The organism is Streptomyces sp. NPDC054834, from assembly GCF_053611185.1.
Window position 1 is genome coordinate 20,361 of sequence record NZ_JBSGZV010000011.1, and the last position, 21,160, is coordinate 41,520.

13 protein-coding genes are annotated in these 21,160 nt (G+C 71.2%); 2 read left to right on the forward strand and 11 right to left on the reverse strand.

Translation table 11 applies throughout. The annotated features are described in order from the left end of the window. Positions 1 to 30 precede the first annotated feature (30 nt). The 7 genes from ACWGJM_RS17060 to ACWGJM_RS17090 form a co-directional block, all read right to left on the reverse strand. On the reverse strand, positions 31 to 1,194 hold the full coding sequence (locus tag ACWGJM_RS17060) for a serine hydrolase domain-containing protein (RefSeq protein WP_453412484.1): 1,164 nt from the start codon (positions 1,192 to 1,194) through the stop codon (positions 31 to 33). Between the two features lie 115 nt (positions 1,195 to 1,309). Further along, the gene (locus ACWGJM_RS17065; RefSeq protein WP_453412485.1) at positions 1,310 to 2,158 is read right to left on the reverse strand and encodes a GNAT family N-acetyltransferase; all 849 of its coding nucleotides are present in this window, start codon (positions 2,156 to 2,158) and stop codon (positions 1,310 to 1,312) included. A 282-nt stretch (positions 2,159 to 2,440) separates the two neighbouring features. Further along, positions 2,441 to 3,598 (reverse strand): flavodoxin-dependent (E)-4-hydroxy-3-methylbut-2-enyl-diphosphate synthase, encoded by a 1,158-nt coding sequence (gene ispG, locus ACWGJM_RS17070; RefSeq protein WP_453412486.1) that lies wholly within the window; start codon positions 3,596 to 3,598, stop codon positions 2,441 to 2,443. 170 nt (positions 3,599 to 3,768) lie between these two features. Next, a complete protein-coding gene (locus ACWGJM_RS17075; RefSeq protein WP_453412648.1) occupies positions 3,769 to 5,058 on the reverse strand; it encodes a M50 family metallopeptidase in 1,290 nt (429 codons plus the stop codon). Between the two features lie 8 nt (positions 5,059 to 5,066). Then, entirely contained in the window at positions 5,067 to 6,338 is a 1,272-nt protein-coding gene (dxr, locus tag ACWGJM_RS17080; protein WP_453412487.1) for a 1-deoxy-D-xylulose-5-phosphate reductoisomerase, read from the reverse strand. 157 nt (positions 6,339 to 6,495) lie between these two features. Then, positions 6,496 to 8,430: an acyl-CoA dehydrogenase family protein gene (locus tag ACWGJM_RS17085; RefSeq protein WP_453412488.1), complete on the reverse strand. Its 1,935-nt coding sequence runs from the start codon at positions 8,428 to 8,430 to the stop codon at positions 6,496 to 6,498. Between the two features lie 903 nt (positions 8,431 to 9,333). Further along, positions 9,334 to 10,143, reverse strand: coding sequence for a GH12 family glycosyl hydrolase domain-containing protein (locus tag ACWGJM_RS17090; protein ID WP_453412489.1), 810 nt, complete (start codon positions 10,141 to 10,143; stop codon positions 9,334 to 9,336). Positions 10,144 to 10,377: 234 nt separating this feature from the next. Between ACWGJM_RS17090 and ACWGJM_RS17095 the strand changes: the two genes are divergently transcribed. Then, positions 10,378 to 11,385 carry a LacI family DNA-binding transcriptional regulator gene (locus ACWGJM_RS17095; RefSeq protein ID WP_453412490.1) on the forward strand — a complete coding sequence of 336 codons (1,008 nt, stop codon included), beginning with the start codon at positions 10,378 to 10,380 and terminating at the stop codon, positions 11,383 to 11,385. 288 nt (positions 11,386 to 11,673) lie between these two features. After that, positions 11,674 to 13,731: a glycoside hydrolase family 31 protein gene (locus tag ACWGJM_RS17100; protein ID WP_453412491.1), complete on the forward strand. Its 2,058-nt coding sequence runs from the start codon at positions 11,674 to 11,676 to the stop codon at positions 13,729 to 13,731. A 72-nt stretch (positions 13,732 to 13,803) separates the two neighbouring features. Here the strand turns inward: ACWGJM_RS17100 and ACWGJM_RS17105 are convergent, their stop codons facing one another. The 4 genes from ACWGJM_RS17105 to ACWGJM_RS17120 all read right to left on the reverse strand — a co-directional run bounded on the left by ACWGJM_RS17105 (position 13,804) and on the right by ACWGJM_RS17120 (position 21,034). Further along, entirely contained in the window at positions 13,804 to 14,517 is a 714-nt protein-coding gene (locus ACWGJM_RS17105) for a glycoside hydrolase family 12 protein (RefSeq protein WP_453412492.1), read from the reverse strand. 120 nt (positions 14,518 to 14,637) lie between these two features. Next, the gene (locus tag ACWGJM_RS17110; protein WP_453412493.1) at positions 14,638 to 16,878 is read right to left on the reverse strand and encodes a glycosyl hydrolase family 95 catalytic domain-containing protein; all 2,241 of its coding nucleotides are present in this window, start codon (positions 16,876 to 16,878) and stop codon (positions 14,638 to 14,640) included. Then, the gene (locus ACWGJM_RS17115; protein WP_453412494.1) at positions 16,875 to 18,842 is read right to left on the reverse strand and encodes a beta-galactosidase; all 1,968 of its coding nucleotides are present in this window, start codon (positions 18,840 to 18,842) and stop codon (positions 16,875 to 16,877) included. The genes ACWGJM_RS17110 and ACWGJM_RS17115 overlap by 4 nt, the downstream gene beginning before the upstream one ends. Beyond that, a complete protein-coding gene (locus tag ACWGJM_RS17120; protein WP_453412495.1) occupies positions 18,842 to 21,034 on the reverse strand; it encodes a 1,4-beta-glucanase in 2,193 nt (730 codons plus the stop codon). The genes ACWGJM_RS17115 and ACWGJM_RS17120 overlap by 1 nt, the downstream gene beginning before the upstream one ends. Positions 21,035 to 21,160 lie beyond the last annotated feature (126 nt).

Here is a 21,160-nt window from a genome sequence, read left to right on the forward strand (position 1 = left end):
GACTACAGGGGGGTGCCGCCGCCGTGTGGCTCAGGAGGTGAGCACCGTGACCACCCGCTGGGTCATGTCCTCGTCCGTGGTGAGCGGTGTCGGTGTGTAGGAGAGCACGAAGCTCAAATGCCGGTCCCGGGTGGCGAACACGCGGGTGCGGTAGCCGTAGGTCTCGCCGGTCTTCCCCCAGAACGTCACCCCGTTCACGGTGGCCTTCTGGAGCCCCGTGCTGTACCGGGCGGGGCCGCCGTCCAGCATGCGCACGGTGTCCGGGGGCATGGTGAAGAGCTGCTCCATTGCCTGCGGGGGCAGCAACTCGCCGGAGAAGAGGGCCTGTTGGAGGCGGAACAGGTCGTCGAGGCTGGAGACCAGTTCGCCCTCGCCCCAGGAGCCGGACTGGTCGTAGACGGTGACGTCGCTCAGGGAACCGTCGGTCATCCGCAGACAGCCGTGCACGTGCGGGCCGTGCAGCCGGGGGTCGTCGCCGGGTATCAGGGTGCGTCGTAGTCCCAGCGGGCGCAGGACGCGGGAGGCGATGGCCTCGCCGTAGGGCCGTCCGGTGAGCTCCTCGACGAGCAGGGCGAGCAGGACGTAGTTGATACCGCGGTACTCCTGTGCGGTGCCCGGCCGGAACTTGAGCGGGTCGTGCGTGACCGTGTCGACCCACTTCTGCGGGGTCCACCGGTCGAACCGGTGCCTCAGCACGGCCTCCGGGGTGCTGAGGTCTGGCACTCCCCGGTGGTCGGGGAGTCCGCTGGTGTGGTTGAGCAGTTGTGCGACGGTGATCCGGGCGGAGTCGGGCGGCAGCAGCCGGGGCAGGTAGCGGCCGATCGGGGCGTCGAGTTCGAGGCGGTGCGCGGCCCACAGTTGCAGGACGACCGTCGCCACGAGCACCTTGGTGACACTGCCGGCGCGGAACCGGTCGGCCGGGCGCGGGGAGCGGCCGTCGGTCAGGTCGGCCACTCCCGCGGTGCCGTACCAGTGGTCCGACGCGCGGGAGACGCGCAGCTGGGCGGAGGTGGCCGGCGGGTGGGAGAGGTCGGAGACCGCGGCGTGCAGGGCCCGGGTGTCCAGCGCCGCCGGGTGGTCCGCGCGGTCCGTGCCGGTCGCCGCCCGGGACGCCGTGCCGCCCGCCGCGGCCAGGGCCGCGCCGGCCAGCGAGCCACCGAGTAAGGAGCGCCGGGAGATCCACTGAGAGGTCATGAGGATCATGCTGCCGTCGCCGTCCGGCCCGGCCATCCGGGATGTCCCTCAGCTGTCCCCGATACGGCCCCTTGCCTCGGCTGGGGGCCGGTCGGCTCGGATCTCCGGGGTCGCCTCAGAACAGCACGCTCATGAACGCGCCGACCTCCTGGAAGCCCACTCGCTGGTAGGTCCGCCGCGCCGGGGTGTTGAAGTCGTTGACGTACAGGCTCACCACCGGGGCCACGTCGGCCAGCGCGTACCGCAGGACCGCCGCCATGCCGGGGGCGGCCAGTCCCCTCCCCCGGTACTCGGGGGCCACCCATACGCCCTGGATCTGGCAGGCGTGGGAGGTCGCCGCGCCGATCTCCGCCTTGAAGACGACCTTGCCGTGTTCGTCGACGCGGGCGAACGAGCGGCCGGAGCCCACGAGTTCGGCGACGCGGGCCTGGTAGAGGAGGCCGCCGTCGCCGGCCATCGGGGAGACGCCGACCTCTTCAGTGAACATCGCCACGCACGCCGGCATGATCGTGTCCATCTCGTCCTTGCGGATGCGGCGGACGTAGGCGTCGGGGGCGATGTCGGCGGGCATGCGGTCGGTGACCATGAGGGGCTGACGGGTGCGGATCTCGCGTGCGGGGCCCCAGTGCGGTTCGAGCAGGCGCCACAGCGCGGCGGTGGATTCGGCGGGGCCGACGATGGAGGAGCAGCGGCGCCCGGCCCGGCGGGCGCGGTCGGCGAAGGCGCGTACGGCGCGCGGGGTGGCGCAGAGCGGGACGAGGTTGGCGCCCGCGTAGCACAGGGAGGTCAGCATGCCGTCCTCGTACCAGCCCCACATCTCGCCGCCGAGCCGCCACGGGTCGAGGCCCGCGATCTGGACGCGGGAGGTCACGAAGGCGTTGGCGACGGGCTCGCGGTCGAGGACGGCGAGCGCGGCGTCCAGGTCGCTCGGTTCGAGCACCCGAGAGGTGGTCTGGGTCAACACGTGCGGGGCCTCACCCTGAGGGTCTGCTGATCTCCGCACTGTACCTGCGGAAGCTGGGCGGTGCCGACCGGTGTTCGATTGGCGCTAGTTCGGAAGTGGCCGTCGGTTGCCGTTCCGTTCCCTGGGGGCTGCCGCCCCCAGACCCCCGCTTCGGTCCTGAACGGGCCTCGTCCTCGAACACCGGACGGGCTGGGATTTCCCGGCCGGCGCTGGAACCGGTCGGCGCTGGGAAGTCCCGTCAGCCCGCGACCAGCACCGACCGGCTCCTACAGGGACGTTCCGTCAGCCCGTCACGGACACCGAGGGCTCGCCGGAGGTCGCGCCGTCGGCCTCCATCTGCTCGGCGAGCTTCATGGCCTCCTCGATGAGGGTCTCCACGATCTTGGACTCGGGGACGGTCTTGATGACCTCGCCCTTGACGAAGATCTGGCCCTTGCCGTTGCCGGAGGCGACGCCGAGGTCGGCCTCGCGGGCCTCGCCGGGGCCGTTGACGACGCAGCCCATGACGGCGACGCGCAGCGGGACCTCCATGCCGGTCAGGCCCGCGGTGACCTCCTCGGCCAGCTTGTAGACGTCGACCTGGGCGCGGCCGCAGGACGGGCAGGAGACGATCTCCAGGCCGCGCTGCCTGAGGTTGAGGGACTCCAGGATCTGGTTGCCGACCTTGACCTCCTCCACGGGCGGCGCGGAGAGGGAGACGCGGATCGTGTCACCGATGCCCTGGGAGAGCAGGGCACCGAAGGCGACGGCCGACTTGATGGTGCCCTGGAAGGCCGGACCGGCCTCGGTGACGCCCAGGTGGAGGGGGTAGTCGCACTGCGCGGCGAGCTGCCGGTAGGCCTCGATCATGACGACCGGGTCGTTGTGCTTGACGGAGATCTTGATGTCCCGGAAGTCGTGCTCCTCGAAGAGGGACGCCTCCCACAGCGCCGACTCCACCAGCGCCTCCGGGGTTGCCTTGCCGTACTTCTGGAGCAGCCGCCGGTCGAGGGAGCCGGCGTTGACGCCGATGCGGATCGGCGTCCCGTGGTCCTTGGCCGCCTTCGCGATCTCCCTGACCTTGTCGTCGAACTGCTTGATGTTGCCGGGGTTCACCCGGACCGCCGCACAGCCCGCCTCGATCGCCGCGAACACGTACTTCGGCTGGAAGTGGATGTCGGCGATGACCGGGATCTGGGACTTGCGGGCGATCGTCGCGAGCGCGTCCGCGTCGTCCTGCGTCGGGCAGGCGACCCGCACGATCTGGCAGCCGGACGCGGTCAGTTCCGCGATCTGCTGGAGCGTGGCCCCGACATCGGACGTACGGGTCGTCGTCATCGACTGCACCGACACCGGCGCGTCCCCGCCGACCGCCACGGATCCGACCTGGATCTGCCGGCTCTTCCGGCGCTCGGCGAGCTTGGTCGGAACGGACGGCATGCCGAGAGAAATCGCAGTCATCTGCTGTGCAACCCCAAGTCGTGGATCAAGATCCGGTCCCGTCAGGCATCGGGCTCCAGGCTTCGAGATTACGGCACGGCCCGACGCCGGAGCACATCACACCCGTAAACCCACCCAATGGGAGGCGGCCCGGAACAGGGTGTCCCGGGCCGCCTCGAAACGCTGCGTGGCTAGGAGATTTTCACCGGGTTAACCACGTCCGCGATCAGCACGAGGATGGTGAAGCAGACGAAGATCCCGGCCACCACATAGGCCACAGGCATCAGCTTCGCCACGTCGAACGGACCCGGGTCCGGCCGGCGCAGCACCCTGGCCAGGTTCCGGCGCAGCGACTCCCACAGGGCGCCCGCGATGTGCCCGCCGTCGAGCGGGAGCAGCGGGAGCATGTTGAACAGGAAGAGGGAGAGGTTGAAGCCGGCGACCAGCATGACGAACATCGCCAGCTGCTGGGTGGGCGGAATGTCGAGGGTGAAGATCTCACCGCCGACCCGGGCCGCGCCGACCACTCCCATCGGGGAGTCGGGCTGGCGGGGGGCGTCGTTGAAGGCGGCGTTCCAGAGGGCGGGGATCTTGCCGGGGAGGGCCGCGATGGAGTCGACGGCCTCGCCGAGGCGGTCACCCATCCAGGTCACCGACTCGCCGAAGTCCTGGCGCACGACGCCGTTGGCGGCGCTGAAGCCGAGGAAACCGGCCGAGGTGTAACCGTTGACGATCTGCCCGTGGGAGTCCTTCTTCGCCACCTGGTTCTCGACGAGCGTCGCCCGCAGGGTCAGCTCGTGGCCCTTGCGTTCGACGACGATGGGGACCGTCTTGTCGGGATTGGCACGGATCAGGTCGGAGAGCTTGTTCCAGTTGTCCGTCTTGATGCCGTCGAACGAGACGATCTTGTCGCCCGCCTTGAGGCCCGCGGCGGCGGCCGGGGAGACGGGGTCGGACTTCTTGCAGGTGTCGCGGTTCTGGGTCTGGGAGATCACGCACTTGGAGACCGAGCTGACGGTGGTCGTCTGCTGGGTGATGCCGAAGCCCATCAGCACGGTGAGGAACAGCACCACCGCGAGGATCAGGTTCATGAAGGGACCCGCGAACATCACGATGACCCGCTTCCACGGGGCGCGCGTGTAGAACATGCGGGTCTCGTCGCCGGGCTGGAGCTCCTCGAAGGCGGCCGAGCGGGCGTCCTCGATCATGCCGCGCCACGGCGAGGTGGAGCGTGCGGTGATCCGGCCGTCGTCGCCGGGCGGGAACATGCCGATCATGCGGATGTAGCCACCCATCGGGATCGCCTTGATCCCGTACTCCGTCTCGCCCTTCTTGCGCGACCATACGGTCGGGCCGAAGCCGACCATGTACTGCGGCACGCGGATGCCGAAGAGCTTGGCGGTGGAGAGGTGCCCCAGCTCGTGCCAGGCGATGGACACCAGCAGTCCGAACGCGAAGACGCCTATGCCGAGGATGAACATCAGGGTCGTCATGCACGCGCCTCCGCGGTCGCCGTCTGCGCTGTCAGTTCCCGGGCCCGGGCCCGTGCCCAGGTCTCCGCCTCGAGGACGTCCGACACGGTGAGTGAGGTTCCCGTCCCGGGGGTGCCGTGTTCCTCCACCACCCGGGTGACGGTCTCCATGATCCCGTTGAACGGCAGCGCGCCGGTGCGGAACGCCTCCACGCACTCCTCGTTGGCCGCATTGAACACCGCGGGGGCCGTGCCCGCGAGCTCACCCACGTGGCGCGCCAGGTTGACCGAGGGGAACGCGTCGTTGTCGAGCGGGAAGAACTCCCAGGTGGAGGCCTTGCTCCAGTCGAAGGCGGGCGCCGCGTCGGGGACGCGTTCGGGCCAGCCGAGACCGATGGCGATCGGCCCTCTCATGTCGGGGGGCGTCGCCTGGGCCAGTGTCGATCCGTCCGTGAACTCAACCATCGAGTGGACATACGACTGGGGATGCACGACCACCTCAATGCGGTCGAAGGGAATGTCGTAGAGCAGGTGCGCCTCGATGACCTCCAGGCCCTTGTTGACGAGGGTCGCGGAGTTGATCGTGATCACCGGGCCCATGGCCCAGGTGGGGTGCGCGAGCGCGTCCTCGACCGTGACATCGGCCAGCTGCTCCTTCGTACGGCCGCGGAACGGGCCGCCGGAGGCGGTGACGACCAGCTTGCGCACATCGGCCCGCGACCCGGCCGCGAGCGCCTGGAAGAGCGCGGCGTGCTCGGAGTCCACCGGGATGATCTGGCCGGGCTTGGCGAGCGCCTTGACCAGGGGGCCGCCGACGATGAGCGACTCCTTGTTGGCGAGCGCGAGGGTGCGGCCGGCCTCCAGGGCGGCGAGGGTGGGCGCGAGGCCGATGGAGCCGGTGATGCCGTTGAGCACGGTGTGGCAGTCGGAGGCGGCGACCTGGGTGGCGGCCTCCGGCCCGGCGAGGATCTCGGGGAGCGGCTCACCGGTGCCGTACCGGGCGCCGAGCGCCTCGCGCAGCGCCGGTACGACGTCCTCGCGGGCGACCGCGACGGTCCGCGCCCGCAGCCGGTGGGCCTGCTCGGCGAGGAGGGTCACCCGGCCGCCGTTCGCGGACAGGGCGGTCACCCGGAAGCGGTCGGGGTTGCGCAGCACGAGGTCGATGGCCTGGGTGCCGATGGACCCGGTGGAGCCGAGGATCACCACGTCCTTGGGACCGTCCCCCGCGAGAGGGTCGTAGACGAGGTGCGGGTCGGCGAGGGGCGCCGGACTGGCGGGACTGTCGGTCATCCCCCCATTGTTGCCGCATTCGGCGACCGGAAGGACAGCGCGTCCCTCGGGCGGGTCCCTTACCTGGATCATCCACCTGTTGTCCCTACTCGGACAACCGCGCGGACCAGGTCCTGTTTCCGGTCGGCGCGGTGTCCGGGCGACGGGTACCGCTGAGCTAGCGGACCGGTCGGTGCACGTTCTCCCGTCGGCTGGGGCCCGGCGTCGCTTCGGCGATCCACGGGCCGTCGCCCGACGGGTCGACGATGCCCTGCTCCAGCCACTCGTAGGCGCCGCCGAGGACGCCCTGGACCACCTTGCGGTCGAGGTCGTCGGTGTTGTTCCAGAGCCGGTCGAAGAGTTCCTCGACCCGGATGCGGGCCTGGCGGCAGAAGGCGTCGGCGAGCTGGTAGGCCTCGCGGCCGTGGTCGCCCTGACTGCGCAGCAGCTCGGCCCGGACGCAGGCCGCGCTCATCGCGAACAGTTCGGCACCGATGTCCACGATCCGGCCCAGGAAGCCCTGCTTGGTCTCCATCCGGCCCTGCCAGCGGGACATGGCGTAGAAGGTGGAGCGGGCGAGCTTGCGGGCGTGCCGCTCGACGTAGCGCAGGTGACCGGAGAGGTCCACGCCGTGCTTGAACTGGCTGTACGACGAGGGCAGCTGCCCCGGGCCCGCCACCAGTTTCGGCAGCCACTTGGCGTAGAACACGCCGGCGTTCGCGCCTGCCTTCGCCTTGTCCGGCAGGGTCTTGTCGGGGTCGATGAGGTCTCCGGCGACCGAGAGGTGGGCGTCGACGGCCTCGCGTGCGATCAGCAGGTGCATGATCTCGGTCGAGCCCTCGAAGATCCGGTTGATGCGCAGGTCGCGCAGGATCTGTTCGGCGGGTACGGCGCGCTCGCCGCGGGCCGCGAGGGAGGCGGCCGTCTCGAAGCCGCGCCCGCCGCGGATCTGGACCAGTTCGTCGGCCATCAGCCAGGCCATCTCGGAGCCGTACAGCTTGGCGAGGGCGGCCTCGATGCGGATGTCGTTGCGGTCCTCGTCGGCCATCTGGCTGGACAGGTCGAGTACGGCCTCCAGTGCGAAGGTGGTCGCCGCGATGAAGCTGATCTTGGAGCCGACCGCCTCGTGCAGCGCGACGGGCTTGCCCCACTGCTCGCGGGCCGCCGACCACTCGCGGGCGATCTTCAGGCACCACTTGCCCGCACCGGCGCACATCGCGGGCAGCGACAGGCGGCCGGTGTTCAGGGTGGTCAGGGCGATCTTCAGGCCCGCGCCCTCGGGGCCGATGCGGTTCGCGGCGGGGACGCGCACCTGGTGGAAGCGGGTGACGCCGTTCTCGAGACCGCGCAGGCCCATGAAGGCGTTGCGGTTCTCGACCGTCACGCCCTCCGAGGCGGCCTCGACGACGAACGCGGTGATCCCGCCCTTGTGTCCCTCGGACTTCGGCACGCGCGCCATGACCACGAGCAGGTCGGCGATCACGCCGTTGGTCGTCCAGAGTTTCACCCCGTCGATGACGTAGTCGTCGCCGTCGGGCACGGCCGTGGTGGCCAGCCGGGCGGGGTCCGAGCCGACGTCCGGCTCGGTGAGGAGGAAGGCGGAGATGTCGGTGCGGGCGCAGCGGGGCAGGAAGGTGTCCTTCTGCTCCTGGGTGCCGAACAGCTTCAGCGGCTGCGGTACGCCGATCGACTGGTGGGCCGACAGCAGGGCGCCGACCGCGGGGTTCGCGGAGCCGGCCAGGGCGAGGGCCTTGTTGTAGTAGACCTGGGTCAGGCCCAGGCCGCCGTACTTGGTGTCGATCTTCATGCCGAACGCGCCGAGTTCTTTGAGCCCGTCGATGACCTCGTCCGGGATCTGCGCGTCGCGCTCGATCCGGGCGCCGTCGATCTTCGTCTCGCAGAAGTCGCGCAGCTTGGCGAGGAACTCCTCGCCGCGCTGGGCGTCCTCGTCCGCGGGGAGCGGGTGCGGGTGGATGAGGTCGAGCCGGAAGCGGCCGAGGAACAGTTCCTTGGCGAAGCTTGGCTTGCGCCAGTCCTGTTCCCGGGCGGCCTCCGCCACCTGGCGGGCCTCGCGTTCGGTGACGGTGGGTTTCTTGGTGGTGGGGGCGGACATGAGGCTCACCTCGCCGCGAAGAGGGATGATTGCGGACCGTTCGTTACCGACCAGTGCTACTGGATCGTTGGTACCCGAAACGGGGCGCCCCCACCAGTCCTGCCGCGTCCGTTCGGCCCAAACCCGTACCCCGTCGCTCCGCGATTTGCGAGGGTTGTCGGCGCCGGGTGTCCCGACGGACGGTTTTCTCGCCCCCGCCGCCCCTACCCTTCCCATCCCAGGGGCTCCGCCCCTTCAACCCCACCGGGGGCCACGGCCCCCAGGACCCCCGCGGGCCTACGCCCCTGCACCCCACCGAGCGCTGCCACGCCGTGGCCCTCCGCGGGACCCCACCCCCGAACCCACCGGGCGTTGCACCCCCAACCCCCGCCGGGCCCCGCCCCCGCACCCCACCGAGGGCTGCCACACCGTAGACGTTCGCGGGACCCCGCCCCCGAACCCACCGGAAGCTGCACCCCCAACCCCCGCCGGGCCCCGCCCCCGCACCCCACCGAGAGCCACCACCCACCGAACCCCCGCGGGCCTCCGCCCCTGCACCCCACCGAGCGCTGCCACGCCGCGGCCCTCCGAGGGACCCCGCCCCCGAACCCACCGGAAGCTGCACCCCCAACCCCCGCCGGGCCCCGCCCCCGCACCCCACCGAGGGCTGCCGCACCCCGGACGTCCACGGGGTTACGTCCCGAACCTCGCGCGGGCTGCGCCCCCACCCCCCACAGGGCTACGCTCCGCGCCCCACTGGGGGCACCGCCCACCTGACCCCCGGCGGGACTCCGCCCCCCGCACCCCCACGGGCCTCCGCACCCCGCGGGGCTGCGTCCACGGCGTCGCTTCGGCCTGGGCGGTCTCGTGCTCAAGTGCCGGACGGCTGGAGCGGGACGCCGCGCCCGCCCGGCCAGGGGCAGGTCAGCCGATGTCGATCGAGTAGGACTTGGTGTCCAGTCGGCCAGAGCCCTTGAAGACCTCGGTGCCGGACTCGATGCCGGAGACGTACTTGTCGTTGGTGAGGAGCTTGCGGCGGACCAGAGCCTGGGTGAAGTCGTCCAGATTCAGCGTGGCGGTGGTGGTGTTGGTCCGGCGGACGAAGGAGTAGACGTTCCAGCCGATGTTGCCCTTGTAGATGTCCCACATGGCGCCGTCGAGGCTGACGCTGCCGTACTTGGTGCCCAGCGGACCCGCGCCGCCCTGGTGGTTGAGCCAGATCATGATCTCGTCGGTGGGCTGGTCCTGCCAGTCCGCGGTGTTCTTGGCGTGCAGCCACAGGTCGTAGGCGACGTTCAGGGTGCCCGGGTCGGAGCTGAGCGAGAAGTTCCACTTGGCGGTGACCTTCTTGCGGTCGCCGACCCGGATCGGCAGCCCGGTGGTCGCCTTGCCGACCTTCCAGCCCCAGTGCCAGCCGAGGACGGTACTGGCGTACGACTTGACGTCCGAGTCGGTGCCCTTGCTGTTGTTCGCCCAGCTGAAGTTCGTGCCCCAGGAGATGGTGGAGCCCGAGGCCGAGTCGTCCCAGACGCACTGGGTGCCGGTGCCCTTGTCCTGACCCCAGAGGTTGTTGTTCACGTAGTACTTGCCGAGCGCGATCGTGTCGAAGGCCGTGCACTTCCTGCTCGACTCGCCGGCCTGCGCGACGGTGACGCCCGCGGCGGCCGCCAGGGCGATCGAGGCGGCGAGAAGCGTCTTCGCCTTCTTCGACAGGCGCGGTCTGCGGTGTTGCATCAGGGGTCCTTCCGGGGGACGGTTCGTGTACCGCCTCCCTGTGGTCGCGGCCCGGCCGAAAGGTTGCCGTACTCCCGCGGGCGGTTCCGCCGAGACCCTCCCACGAAATAGGTGTCGAAGCGCTTCGACAACCTATGGACACCCACCCCTGCTGGGGCTACTGTCGAGACACCCTCACTCGCCCTTGTCAGCAACGCGCACTGTCGAAGCGCTTCACAAAGCTTGGAGAGCTGGATGGTCACCCTCGCCGAGGTCGCCCAGCACGCCGGAGTCTCGGCGAGCACGGTGAGCTATGTCCTCAGCGGCAAGCGGTCCATCTCCACCACCACCCGGCAGCGGGTCGAGCAGAGCATCCGGGAGCTCGGGTACCACCCGAACGCGGGCGCCCGCGCCCTGGCCAGCAGCAGGTCGAACATCATCGCGCTGATGGTCCCGCTGCGCACCGACATGTACGTGCCGGTGATGATGGAGATCGCCATCGCGGTGGCCACCACCGCGCGTGCGCACGGCTACGACGTATTGCTGCTCACCGGCGAGGAAGGCCCCGACGCGGTGCGCCGGGTCACCGGCAGCGGACTGGCCGACGCGATGATCCTGATGGACGTCGAGCTGGAGGACGAGCGGCTGCCGCTGCTGCGCCAGACCGACCAGCCCTCCGTCCTCATCGGTCTGCCGGCCGACACCACCGGCCTGACCTGCGTCGACCTGGACTTCGCGGCGACCGGCGCGCTGTGCGTGGAGCACCTGGCGAAGCTGGGCCACCGTGACATCGCTGTCATCGGCGAGGCCCCGGCGGTCTACGAGCGGCACACCGGCTTCGCCGAACGCACCCTCGACGGCCTGCGCACCCGCGCGCGGGAGCTGGGCCTGAGGGTGCTGCACCGCCCGTGCGAGGGCGGGTACGACGCGATGGCCGTCACGCTCGCCCGGATCCTCGACGAACGCCCCACCACCACCGGGTTCGTGGTGCAGAACGAGTCCGCCGTCGAGCCGCTGCTCGCCCTGCTGCGCCAGCAGGGCCGGGCGGTGCCCGAGGACATGTCGGTGGTCGCGATCTGCCCGGAGCAGGTCGCCGTCCAGGCCTCCGTGCGGCTGACGTCGGTCGCCATCCCCGCGCAGGAGATGGGCCGGCACGCCGTGGAGCACCTGGTGGCCAAGCTGGACGGGCGTGGGGCGGACGAAGTCGTGCTCATCGCGCCGAAGTTGACGGTACGGGCGAGCACGGGGCCGGCGCCGGCCTGACACCCGCCCACACCGTCCATCCGCCCCTGCCGGGACATCCCACTCCCGTGCTCCCCCCAGGAGCACGCCACTTGAACCCTCCCCCGCCGGAGCAGGGGGATCCCTGACTCACGCCGCTCGGTCGCTCAACGAACGCTCGAGTCTTACGCGATCAGCGCCAGCCGGGTTGGAACCAGCCCGGCTGCCCCGAAAGACAAGGAGGTTGCGCGTGCTTGGTTCTCGCTACGCACGTTGCGTAGCTCATCCGCTCGCCTGGGTGACGGTCCGCCACATCGTCGGAGGTTGCCAGTGAATCGGCCTGCCGAACACCAGTCGGCGGAGCAACGGCCCAAGGTCAGCCTCGCGCAGTCCTCCCCCACCGTCGGCACGTTCCGCGAGCGGGACGGCGCGCTGGAGTGGAGCGGTCGCCAGGAGACGGTACGCATCGAGCCATGGGGCCCGGACGCGGTCCGGGTGCGCGCCCGGCTCGGCGGTCCCGTGCTCGACGCCCTGCCGGGCGCCCTGCTCGAGACCCCGCCCGCCACCGAGAGCACCGTCAAGATCGGGGACGGCGAGGCACGGCTGACGGTCGGCGCGCTGACGGTGGAGGTCGACGCCGGGGGCCTGGTCCGCTTCCTGCGCACGGACGACCTGTCCGAGCTGCTGGCCGAGGCGCGCGCCCACTTCTGGTGGCCGGGCTCCCGGCTGTACACGGCCGTCGGCAACGGCCACCACCGCCTGGAGCAGCGTTTCGCCGCCTACGAGGGTGAGAAGCTGTACGGCCTGGGCCAGCACCAGCACGGCCGCCTCGACCAGAAGGGCCTGGTCCTGGACCTGGTGCAGCGCAACGCCGAGGTCGGCATCCCGGTGCTCGCGTCCAGCCGCGGCTACACCCTGTTGTGGAACAACCCGGCGATCGGCCGCGTGGAACTGGCGCACAACGGCACCCGCTGGGTGGCGGACTCCGCCCGCCAGATCGACTACTGGATCACCGCGGGCACCCCGGCCGACGGCCAGCGCCGTTACAGCGCGGTGACCGGCCGCACCCCGATGCTCCCGGAGTGGGCGGCGGGCTTCTGGCAGTGCAAGCTGCGCTACCGCACCCAGGACGAACTCCTCGCCGTGGCACGTGAGTACAAGCGCCGGGGCCTGCCCCTTGCCGCGATCGTCTGCGACTTCTTCCACTGGACCCACCTGGGCGACTGGAAGTTCGACCCCAAGGAGTGGCCGGACCCCGCGGCGATGGTCCGCGAACTGGAGGAGATGGGCGTCAAGCTGGTGGTGTCCGTGTGGCCGTCGGTGTCCCCGCTGTCGGAGAACCACCCGGTGATGGAGCAGCGCGGCTATTTCATCGGCACGCAGTACGGTCCGACGGCGCACGCCGACTGGCCGGACAAGGAGGTCGCCTCCACGGTGCAGGTGGCCTTCTACGACGCCACCAACCCCGAGGCCCGGGAGTTCGTGTGGTCCCGTGTGAAGGAGAACTACCTGGATCCGTACGGCATCACGGCCTTCTGGCTGGACGCCTGCGAGCCCGAGCTGAAGCCGGGCTTCTCGGAGAACCTGCGCTACTGGGCGGGCCCGGGTCTGGAGGTCGGCAACAGCTACCCCGCCGAGAACTCCCGCACGTTCCACGAGGGCCTGCTGGCGGCCGGCGAGGGCGAGGTGATCACCCTCAACCGTTCGGCCTGGGCGGGCAGTCAGCGCTACGGCGCCGCACTGTGGTCCGGTGACATCGGCACCGACTTCGCGACCCTGCGCCGCCAGATCGCTGCCGGCCTGAACACCGCGCTGTCCGGGATCCCCTGGTGGAACACCGACATCGGCGGCTTCCACGGCGGCGACCCGGACGATCCGGCGTACCGCGAGGTCATGGTCCGCTGGTTCCAGTTCGGCACGCTCTCCCCGCTGATGCGCCTGCACGGCTTCCGCGACCCGGGCATGCCGCTGGGGCCGGAGATGACCGGCGGCCCCAACGAGGTCTGGTCGTACGGCGCGGAGGCCGGCGCGATCCTCGAGCGGTACCTGCGGCTGCGCGAGCGCCTCAGGCCGTACGTCCTGCACGTCATGCGGGAGGCGCACGAGGAGGGGCTGCCGGTGATGCGGCCGCTGTTCCTGGAGTTCCCCGACGACCAGGCGGCCTGGTCGGTCGACGACGCCTACCTGTTCGGGCGGGACCTGCTGGTCGCCCCGGTGCTGACGGCGGGGGCCACCGCCCGTACGACGTATCTCCCGGCGGGCTCCCGCTGGACGGACGCGTGGACGGGTGAGACGTACGAGGGCGGTACGACCGTGACGGTCGACGCCCCCCTGGACCGCATCCCGCTGTTCCTGCGGGACGGGGCACGGCTGCCGGTAGCGGAGTAGCCGTCCCGGATGCGGAGGTGCGGCCGGTCCCGTAGGGGAGGGACCGGCCGCACCGGCATGTGCTGGAGTGGGTCAGCTGCTGCTGACGGTCTCGCTGTTGGTGGTGAAGTCCAGGCCGCCGGACGAGGACGTGATCTCGAAGCCGAACTGCACGTCACCGATGGTCACGTTGCCGAACCACCCCTTGGTGTCCTTGATCCACTTCAGGATCGGCAGGACGTTGACCGTGCCGGAGGTGGAGTTCGAGGTGCGGACGAACGAGAAGACGTCGTTGGAGCCGTTGTTGCCCTTGTAGACGGTCCAGGTGTGGCCGCCGAGCGTCAGGTTGCCCTGCGAGGTGCCGAGGGGGCCCACGGCTCCGGTCTTGTTGACCCAGAGCATGATCTCGTACTTGTAGCCGGTGTCCCAGATGTCGTACGACGTGTTGTACGCGCCGGACGACGGGACCGTGACGTTGTAGCTGCTGGTGAGCGAGGACAGCGAGGTGATCGACTTGTTGACCACCTTCTTGGCGTTCGGGTAGGACTTGATGCCGCCGGTGCCCGGGTGGTCGGCCCAGACGCCCCAGTTGGTGCCGGAGTTCGCCCAGACGCACTGGCTGCCGGCGCCGGAGCCCCAGATGTTGTTGTAGAGCGTGTAGCCGTTCAGCGTGGTGTTGCCCCACTGGTCGCAGGAGCTCCAGACGGCGGCCGAGGCGGGCGCGGAGGCGAGGCCGACGGTGGCGCCGAGGGCGAGGGCGGGGGCCAGCAGGGCCTTGGTGAGCCTCTCCAATGTGCGTGCAGACATGACACTCCTGTCCGATGTGGGGGATTTGCTTCGTTGGCCTGTGCTACCTTCTGTTCATCCCGCAAGGGGCCGGTTCGGGCTGGACCGCGGCCTTTGAGCCGGAAGCCCCTTGGGGCGGAGTCACGGTGTCCCTTCCATGGCTTGAGGGGAATCACGGGGAGTCACCACGTCCCGCAACGTAAGGACGTGGTCTTCTCCGGCGACGAGGTCGAGCGGCCGCGCGCCGGAGGAAGTCCTGAGTTCGATGCGGTGACTCCGGGTGGGGCGCAGTACCGCGGTGGCCGCCTCCCAGCTCCAGGTGAGGTCCAGCTCCGCCCCGAACCGGGTGAGTACGCCCCGGATCCGGCCCTCCGGGTATGAGGCCGGGAGCGCGGGCAGCAGGACGAGGCGGTCGGGGGTGGAGTGCACCAGCATCTCGATCAGCACGGCGGGCAGGGCGTGGGCGGCGTCCGCGTTGTAGACGTCGCGGCCCGGGTAGTGGGCGCTCATCAGGGAGGCGTGGAAGAAGTCGCCGTCCAGCACGTTCGCGAGCGCCCGGGCGACCCGGTCGCCGTCGCGGAGCCGGGCCGCGATCAGGGCGTGGTGGAGGTGGCCGTGGGCGGAGTCGTTCTCGGCGCCGCGCAGTTCGAGGGCGCGGTGGGCCGCGGCGGCCAGCTGGGGAGTGTCGTAGGGGTTGATCTCGTCGAGGGGCCAGACGCCGTAGAGGTGGCTGAGGTGGCGGTGGTCGTAGGTGTCGTCCAGGCCCGGCCAGGCCCATTCGGCGAGGGCGCCGTCGGTGTTGATCCGGTGGGGTGGGAGCCGGTCGGCGAGGGCGCGCCAGCGGTCGGCGTCGGGGGTGTCCGGGTGGTGGCCGGCCGCCGTCCGCAGGGCGTGGCGGGCCGCCGAGAGGTCCATGGCCGCGTTGATCGCGCCCCAACTCGCGTTGGCGGGACGGTTCTCGGGTGAGTAGGAGGGGACGACGACCAGGTGGCCGTCGTCGGCGGTGCGGGTGAGGAAGTCCTCGTAGAAACGGGCGGTCTCGGCGAGGACGGCGGCGGTGCGCGGGTCGCGTTCGCCGCGGGTCTCGTCGTGGTCGACGAGCGGCTTGAGCAGCCAGTCGGCGCCGGCGGTCCACAGGTGCAGCGGGTATTCGCGGCTGAAGTGGTACGTCAGCCCGGACTCGCCGTCGGTGTGCGCGGGGGCGACGGCGCCCCGGGCGCCGAAGACGGCCCTGGCGTTCTCGCGCCAGTCGGGAAGCTGCCGTTGGACGAGGCCGGCGAGCGCCTCGGTGACCTCCGGGAGGGCGGCGGCCGGCGCGGAGGCGGTCTGGAGGTTCAGGTTGGCGTCGTTGGTGAACGCCCCGGACCAGGCGGTGTTCCAGTCGCCGGTCCACAGGCCGGTGAGGCGGGGCGGGTTGAGGCCGGCCGAGGACAGCAGGTGGTAGCGGCCGGCCGCGAAGAGCCGCTCCAGGAGGGCGGCGCTGTGCGGGTGCTTCAGCAGCTCCGAGCCGGGCAGCGCGCGTTCCGCCGGGTCTGCGGCGAGGTCCAGGGTGACGCGGTCGTAGGCGGTGCGGTGCAGCGAGACATGCCGGGTGAGGAGGGTCTCGTACGACTGCTCGCCCCACGCCTCCCGCAGCTCCCGGGCCTCGGCCACCGCGTCCAGCTCTCCCGTGTGGCGGCGGACCCGGGTGAGGAGCAGCACCGACTCGGCGCCCGTGACGCGCACGCCGGGCGGGGCGAGGCTCGTCGTGCCGCCCGTGACCACGATGAGGGTCAGCCCGGTGTAGGCGCGGTCGCTGTCCGGGTAGCGGGCGCGCAGGGTGAGCAGGGCGCCGTCGGGGGTGAGGAGCGCGCCGTCGCCGACGCCCAGCCCGGCGGGCGCGTTCGGCAGCCGGGGGTCCAGGCTGATGTCGAGGGCGAGGGCGGGCGCCGTGACGGAGTGGACGATCAGGTCGTCGGCGCGGGAGACGAAGACGCGGCTGTCGAAGTCCGCGCACTCGGCGATCGTCTCGCCTGTGGTGAAGTCCACGGAGCGGCGGTAGCCGTGACAGGCGCCGGACGGCCTCCGCAGCCGTATCTGGAAGGCCGGGTGGAAGGGCTGCACCCATTGCAGCGGACGGCCGTCGGTGAAGGTCTCGGCGGCGGTGAGCCGGCCGGCGAGCAAACGGTCCTGGAGGGCGGGCAGTTCGGCGGCCAGCCGGGGCGGGCGGGCGTCTGCGCCGCCGTTGGGGCGGACCAGGGTGTGATGGGTGACGACGACCCGGTCGTCGTTCGGGTCACCGAACACAAGGGCGCCGTGGTGACCGTTGCCGCTCAGGAAGCCGTCCTCCCAGTGGGTGGCCGGGAGGGGTTCCCAGGTTCCGTGCGCGAGTTCCTGCCTCAAGGTGCCAGCACCGCCGTTCCGTAGCGTCCGAGCGCGATCCGATCAGTGACGGTAGCCCCCGTGAGCAGGTCGTGACAGGTGCCGGGCACCTCGACGGTGACCGGCTCGCGCCCGTGGTTGAGCAGGAACAGCGACTCGCCGCGCCGGACGGCCTCGACCCCCGCGGGCAGGCCGTCGAGCACCGGACGGGCGCCCGCCTCGCCGGCGATCCGGGTGAGCAGACCGCGCAGCGCCTCCGGCTCCGGCAGCGTGGAGACGTACCAGGCGCGGCCCCGGCGCAGTACGGCGGGCAGTGCGTCGAGTTCGCCGCCCCGGTAGGGGATCGTCTCGGCGACGGTGCCGGCGGCCTCGATCTCCTCCGACCACAGCGTGCCCCGGAAGCCGTCGCACTCGACGCTCTCCCCCGCGTCCAGCGGCCACCACTCGTGCAGCGTGCGGATGCCGAACAGCTCGCGCAGCCGGGCGTCCATGCCGCCGGGGCGCACCCGGTCGTCCTCGTCGGCGACGCCGGTGAGGAAGCCGCAGACGAGGGTGCCGCCGTCGTGGACATACGCGAGGAGGTTGGCGACGGCGGCGTCCGTGAGGAGGTACAGCTGCGGCACGACGACGCACTTGTACGCGGACAGGTCGTGCTCGGGGTGGGCGAAGTCGGTGGTGAGGTGGGACTCCCACAGGGCGCGGTGCCAGGCGTGCAGGACGGCCGGGTGGTCGGCCTCGGTGGAGAGGCGGCCGTCCTGGGCGCCGGCCCACCAGGCGTGCCAGTCGTGCAGGATCACGATGTCCGCGGTGACGTGGTGGCCGGTGACCCGCGGGGCGATCTTCGCCAGTTCGGCGCCGAGCCGTTTGACCTCCTGGAAGGTGCGGCCGTGCTCGCCCGCGTGGCCGATCATCCCGGAGTGGAACTTCTCCGCGCCCTGCCGGGACTGCCGCCACTGGAAGTAGCAGACGGCGTCCGCGCCCCGGGCGACGGCCTGAAGGGACCACAGGCGGTTGAGGCCCTTGGGCTTGGGGTGGTTCACCCCGCGCCAGTTGACCGGCCCCGCCGCCTGCTCCATCAGCATCCACGGGCCGCCCGCCTGGGAGCGGGTCAGGTCCTGGACCAGCGCTCCGTGCTGGGCGCCCAGGGGGTCGCGCGGGTCGGGGTAGAGGTCGACGGAGACGACGTCCTCCTCCTCGGCCCAGCGCCACGCGTCCTGGCCGAAGAAGAGCGGCATGAAGTTGGTGGTGACCGGGATGTGCGGGGTGTGCCGGCGGACGATGTCGCGCTCGGCGACGTAGCACTCCAGGAGCTTGTCGGAGGTGAAGCGGCGGAAGTCCAGCACCTGGGTGGGGTTGTTCAGGTAGTGGGCGTGACGCGGGGGCAGGATGCCGTCCCAGGTGTCGTAGCCCTGGCTCCAGAAGGCGGTGCCCCAGGCCGTGTTGAGGGCGTCGAGGGTGCCGTACTTCCCGCGCAGCCAGCGACGGAAGGCGGCGGCGGCCTCGTCGCCGTAGTCGTAGGTGCAGTACTCGTTGTTGATGTGCCACATGGTGAGGGCCGGGTGGGTGCCGTAGCGGGCGGCGAGGGCCTCGGTGATGGCGGCGGCGTAGTGTCGGTAGGTGGCGCTGGAGTGCGAGAAGTGCTGTCGGCCGCCCCACCACTCCACGCGGCCGTCGGCGTCGCGGGGCAGGGTGTCCGGGTGCAGGCGGCCCAGCCACGGGGGCGGCGAGGAGGTGGGGGTGGCGAGGACGACTCCGATGCCGTGCTCGTGCATGAGGTCCATGAGCCGGTCCAGCCAGCCGAACTCCCGTGCGCCGGGCTCCGGTTCCAGCTTCGCCCAGGAGAAGACGCCGAGGGTGACGGAGTTGACGCCGGCCTCCTTCATCAGCCGGACGTCCTCGTACCAGGTCTCCTCGGGCCACTGCTCGGGGTTGTAGTCGCCGCCGAAGAGGATGCGGCCGCGGGTCGCGTGCGCGAGCTTCGGCATCAGACCGGCTCCCCGTACTGGATGCCGCGGCCGTTGGTGGCGAGGTAGACGCGGCCGTGGATGCGCGGGTCGCCGGTGACAATCCGGCCGGTCCAGCCCCACTGGTGGGCGTCGTCGTTGATCCGCACCCAGGTCTTCGCCTCGTCGTCGGAGCGGTACACGGCGGTGATCGCCTCGGTGGAGCCTACGAGGTAGAGCGCGGGATACTCCGCGCCGTCGGCCGCCTTGCCGAAGCCGAGGGTGTACGAGGCCCGGCAGCTGCCGGCCTTGGCGAAGGAGGAACCCCCGTCGGTGGACCGGTAGAGGCCGTTCCACTTGACGCTCAGCCACAGGTCACCGGACCTGCCCGGCGCCGCGACCAGCTGGAACTGGCTGTCCCCGGAGGGCAGCCCGGTCGCACGGGCGGTGAAGGAACGGCCACTGTCAGTGCTGGCGTATACGGTTCCTGTGTCGGTGTCGTACGCGTAGAAGAGCGTCGGGTCGGCCGGGTCGGCGACCGGCGTGGCGCCCTTCGGGAAGGAGGAGACCTCGGACCAGGTGGCGCCGTTGTCCGCCGAGCGGTGCGCCGCGTACTTCGTGCCGTCCCCGTGCACGAAGGACCACAGCAGCACGCTGCCGTCGGCGTTGGCGGCGATCGGTCCCGGTGCGTCGTGGGCGATGGAGGGCTGGGCCTTGAACGGCGCCCAGGTCCGTCCGCCGTCGTTCGAACAGGCACCGTTGCCGTTGTCGCCCCAGCCGGCCCGGACGACGTACGACGGCCTGCGCGTGGCCTGCGCGAGTCCCGTCGCCGACCCGAACACGGGATTCGTGGCCATGCCGCGCGACGGCGACGCGGTGAGCCGCTCGTGGTACATGACGCCGATGTCCCCGGACCCGCTGATCAGGTGCGCCTCTCCGACCGGGGGCGAGATCAGCTGGGTCACGGACGTCTCCTCCAGGCCACGGATCTGCGGGGCCCAGTGCTTCAGGTCCCGGGTGCCGTAGAGGGTGGCGCCGGTGCCGTAAAGGACATGCTGGGAGTCGTACGGGTCGACGGCGACGGCCTGGATCCACCAGCCGAACTTCGGCTGGTCCCCGCCCCACTTCAGGAAGGGAGTCTCGGACACGTCGAAGACAGCGGAGTCCTTCAGGGACGTCCAGGTACGGCCGCCGTCGGTGGTCCGGAACAGGGTGTCCACGGCCGCCCAGCGGTTGTTGGTGGAGACGACGACGGTGCCGGGGCGGCGGGCGTCGACGGCGGCCCCGCCGTAGCCGAAGGTGTCCGTGCCCCCAGGCTTCACCGGGGTGACCTCGGTCCATGCCCCGGTGACGGTGGCGAGCCTGTGCACACTGCCGTCGGACTGCCCGTTGGGCCCGGGCGCGTCGGCGTACGTCACGTACAGCTCTCGGCTGAGCCGGTCGTAGGCGGCCCGGACCGGCACCTTGGCGGCGGTGCCGGCGGGCTGCCCGGGGACGGCCTCCCAGCTGGTGCCGTCCGTCGTGCGGTACAGGTTGGCGGAGGTGCCGTCGCTGTCACCCCAGCCCGCGTACACCGCGCGTCCGGCGGCGACGAGGAAGGTGACGCCCTGCCCGGAGGAGCTGGGGTCCGCCGGGAAGTCGCTCACGGCTGCCCAAGTGGCCCCTCGGTCGGCGGACTTGAGCAGTCCGTCGTGCCGGGTGCCCAGCCAGAGGGTGTCGCTGTCGCGCGGGTCGACCAGAAGCCGCTCCCCGGTCCCCCGCCCGTCCTCGTTGCCGCCCAGCTTCACACTCAGGTCGCTGCGCTTCCAGGTGGCTCCCCTGTCCTCGGAGCGCAGGACGGCGCCGTTGCCGGCCCAGGACTGGGCGTAGGTGCCGAGGGCCAGGTACAGCCGGTCCGGGTGCGCCGGGTCGATCGCCAGGGCCTCCACACCCAGGAGGTTCCAGTCGTCCCAGCCGAGCTGGTCCGTCAGCGGGATCCAGCGGGCCGCACGGCCGTCCCAGCGGTAGGCGCCGCCGATGTCGGTACGGGCGTAGGCGAGGCCGCGTACGGCCGGGTGGAACAGGACACCGGTGACGAATCCGGTGCCGCCGATCACCGCGTTGCGCCAGCGGTACGCGGGCGGTGTGGCTTCGGCGGCGTGGGCGTTGCCCGGAAGCGCGGGGACCGTCGCCAGGGCGGCCGCGGCCGCCGTTCCGGCGAGGACGGCTCGACGGCTCAGGGGGGAGGCGTGCATGGGGTACCTCGCAGAGGGGGTTGGTTTCCTGGTCGGGGAGGGGCGGCTGTTCGACGGGCGGTCACTGCAACCCCCTCAGGGGCGCGGGGAACTGCGCGACCAGCCACGACGGAGTCGCGGACAACA

Excerpts from the sequence above, each read along its gene's own strand:
- ACWGJM_RS17060 (WP_453412484.1), bottom strand. The coding sequence starts at position 1,194 with ATGACCTCTCAGTGGATCTCCCGGCGCTCCTTACTCGGTGGCTCGCTG.
- ispG (WP_453412486.1), bottom strand. The coding sequence starts at position 3,598 with ATGACTGCGATTTCTCTCGGCATGCCGTCCGTTCCGACCAAGCTCGCC.
- ACWGJM_RS17075 (WP_453412648.1), bottom strand. The coding sequence starts at position 5,058 with ATGTTCATCCTCGGCATAGGCGTCTTCGCGTTCGGACTGCTGGTGTCC.
- dxr (WP_453412487.1), bottom strand. The coding sequence starts at position 6,338 with ATGACCGACAGTCCCGCCAGTCCGGCGCCCCTCGCCGACCCGCACCTC.
- ACWGJM_RS17085 (WP_453412488.1), bottom strand. The coding sequence starts at position 8,430 with ATGTCCGCCCCCACCACCAAGAAACCCACCGTCACCGAACGCGAGGCC.
- ACWGJM_RS17090 (WP_453412489.1), bottom strand. The coding sequence starts at position 10,143 with ATGCAACACCGCAGACCGCGCCTGTCGAAGAAGGCGAAGACGCTTCTC.
- ACWGJM_RS17095 (WP_453412490.1), top strand. The coding sequence starts at position 10,378 with ATGGTCACCCTCGCCGAGGTCGCCCAGCACGCCGGAGTCTCGGCGAGC.
- ACWGJM_RS17105 (WP_453412492.1), bottom strand. The coding sequence starts at position 14,517 with ATGTCTGCACGCACATTGGAGAGGCTCACCAAGGCCCTGCTGGCCCCC.
- ACWGJM_RS17115 (WP_453412494.1), bottom strand. The coding sequence starts at position 18,842 with ATGCCGAAGCTCGCGCACGCGACCCGCGGCCGCATCCTCTTCGGCGGC.
- ACWGJM_RS17120 (WP_453412495.1), bottom strand. The coding sequence starts at position 21,034 with ATGCACGCCTCCCCCCTGAGCCGTCGAGCCGTCCTCGCCGGAACGGCG.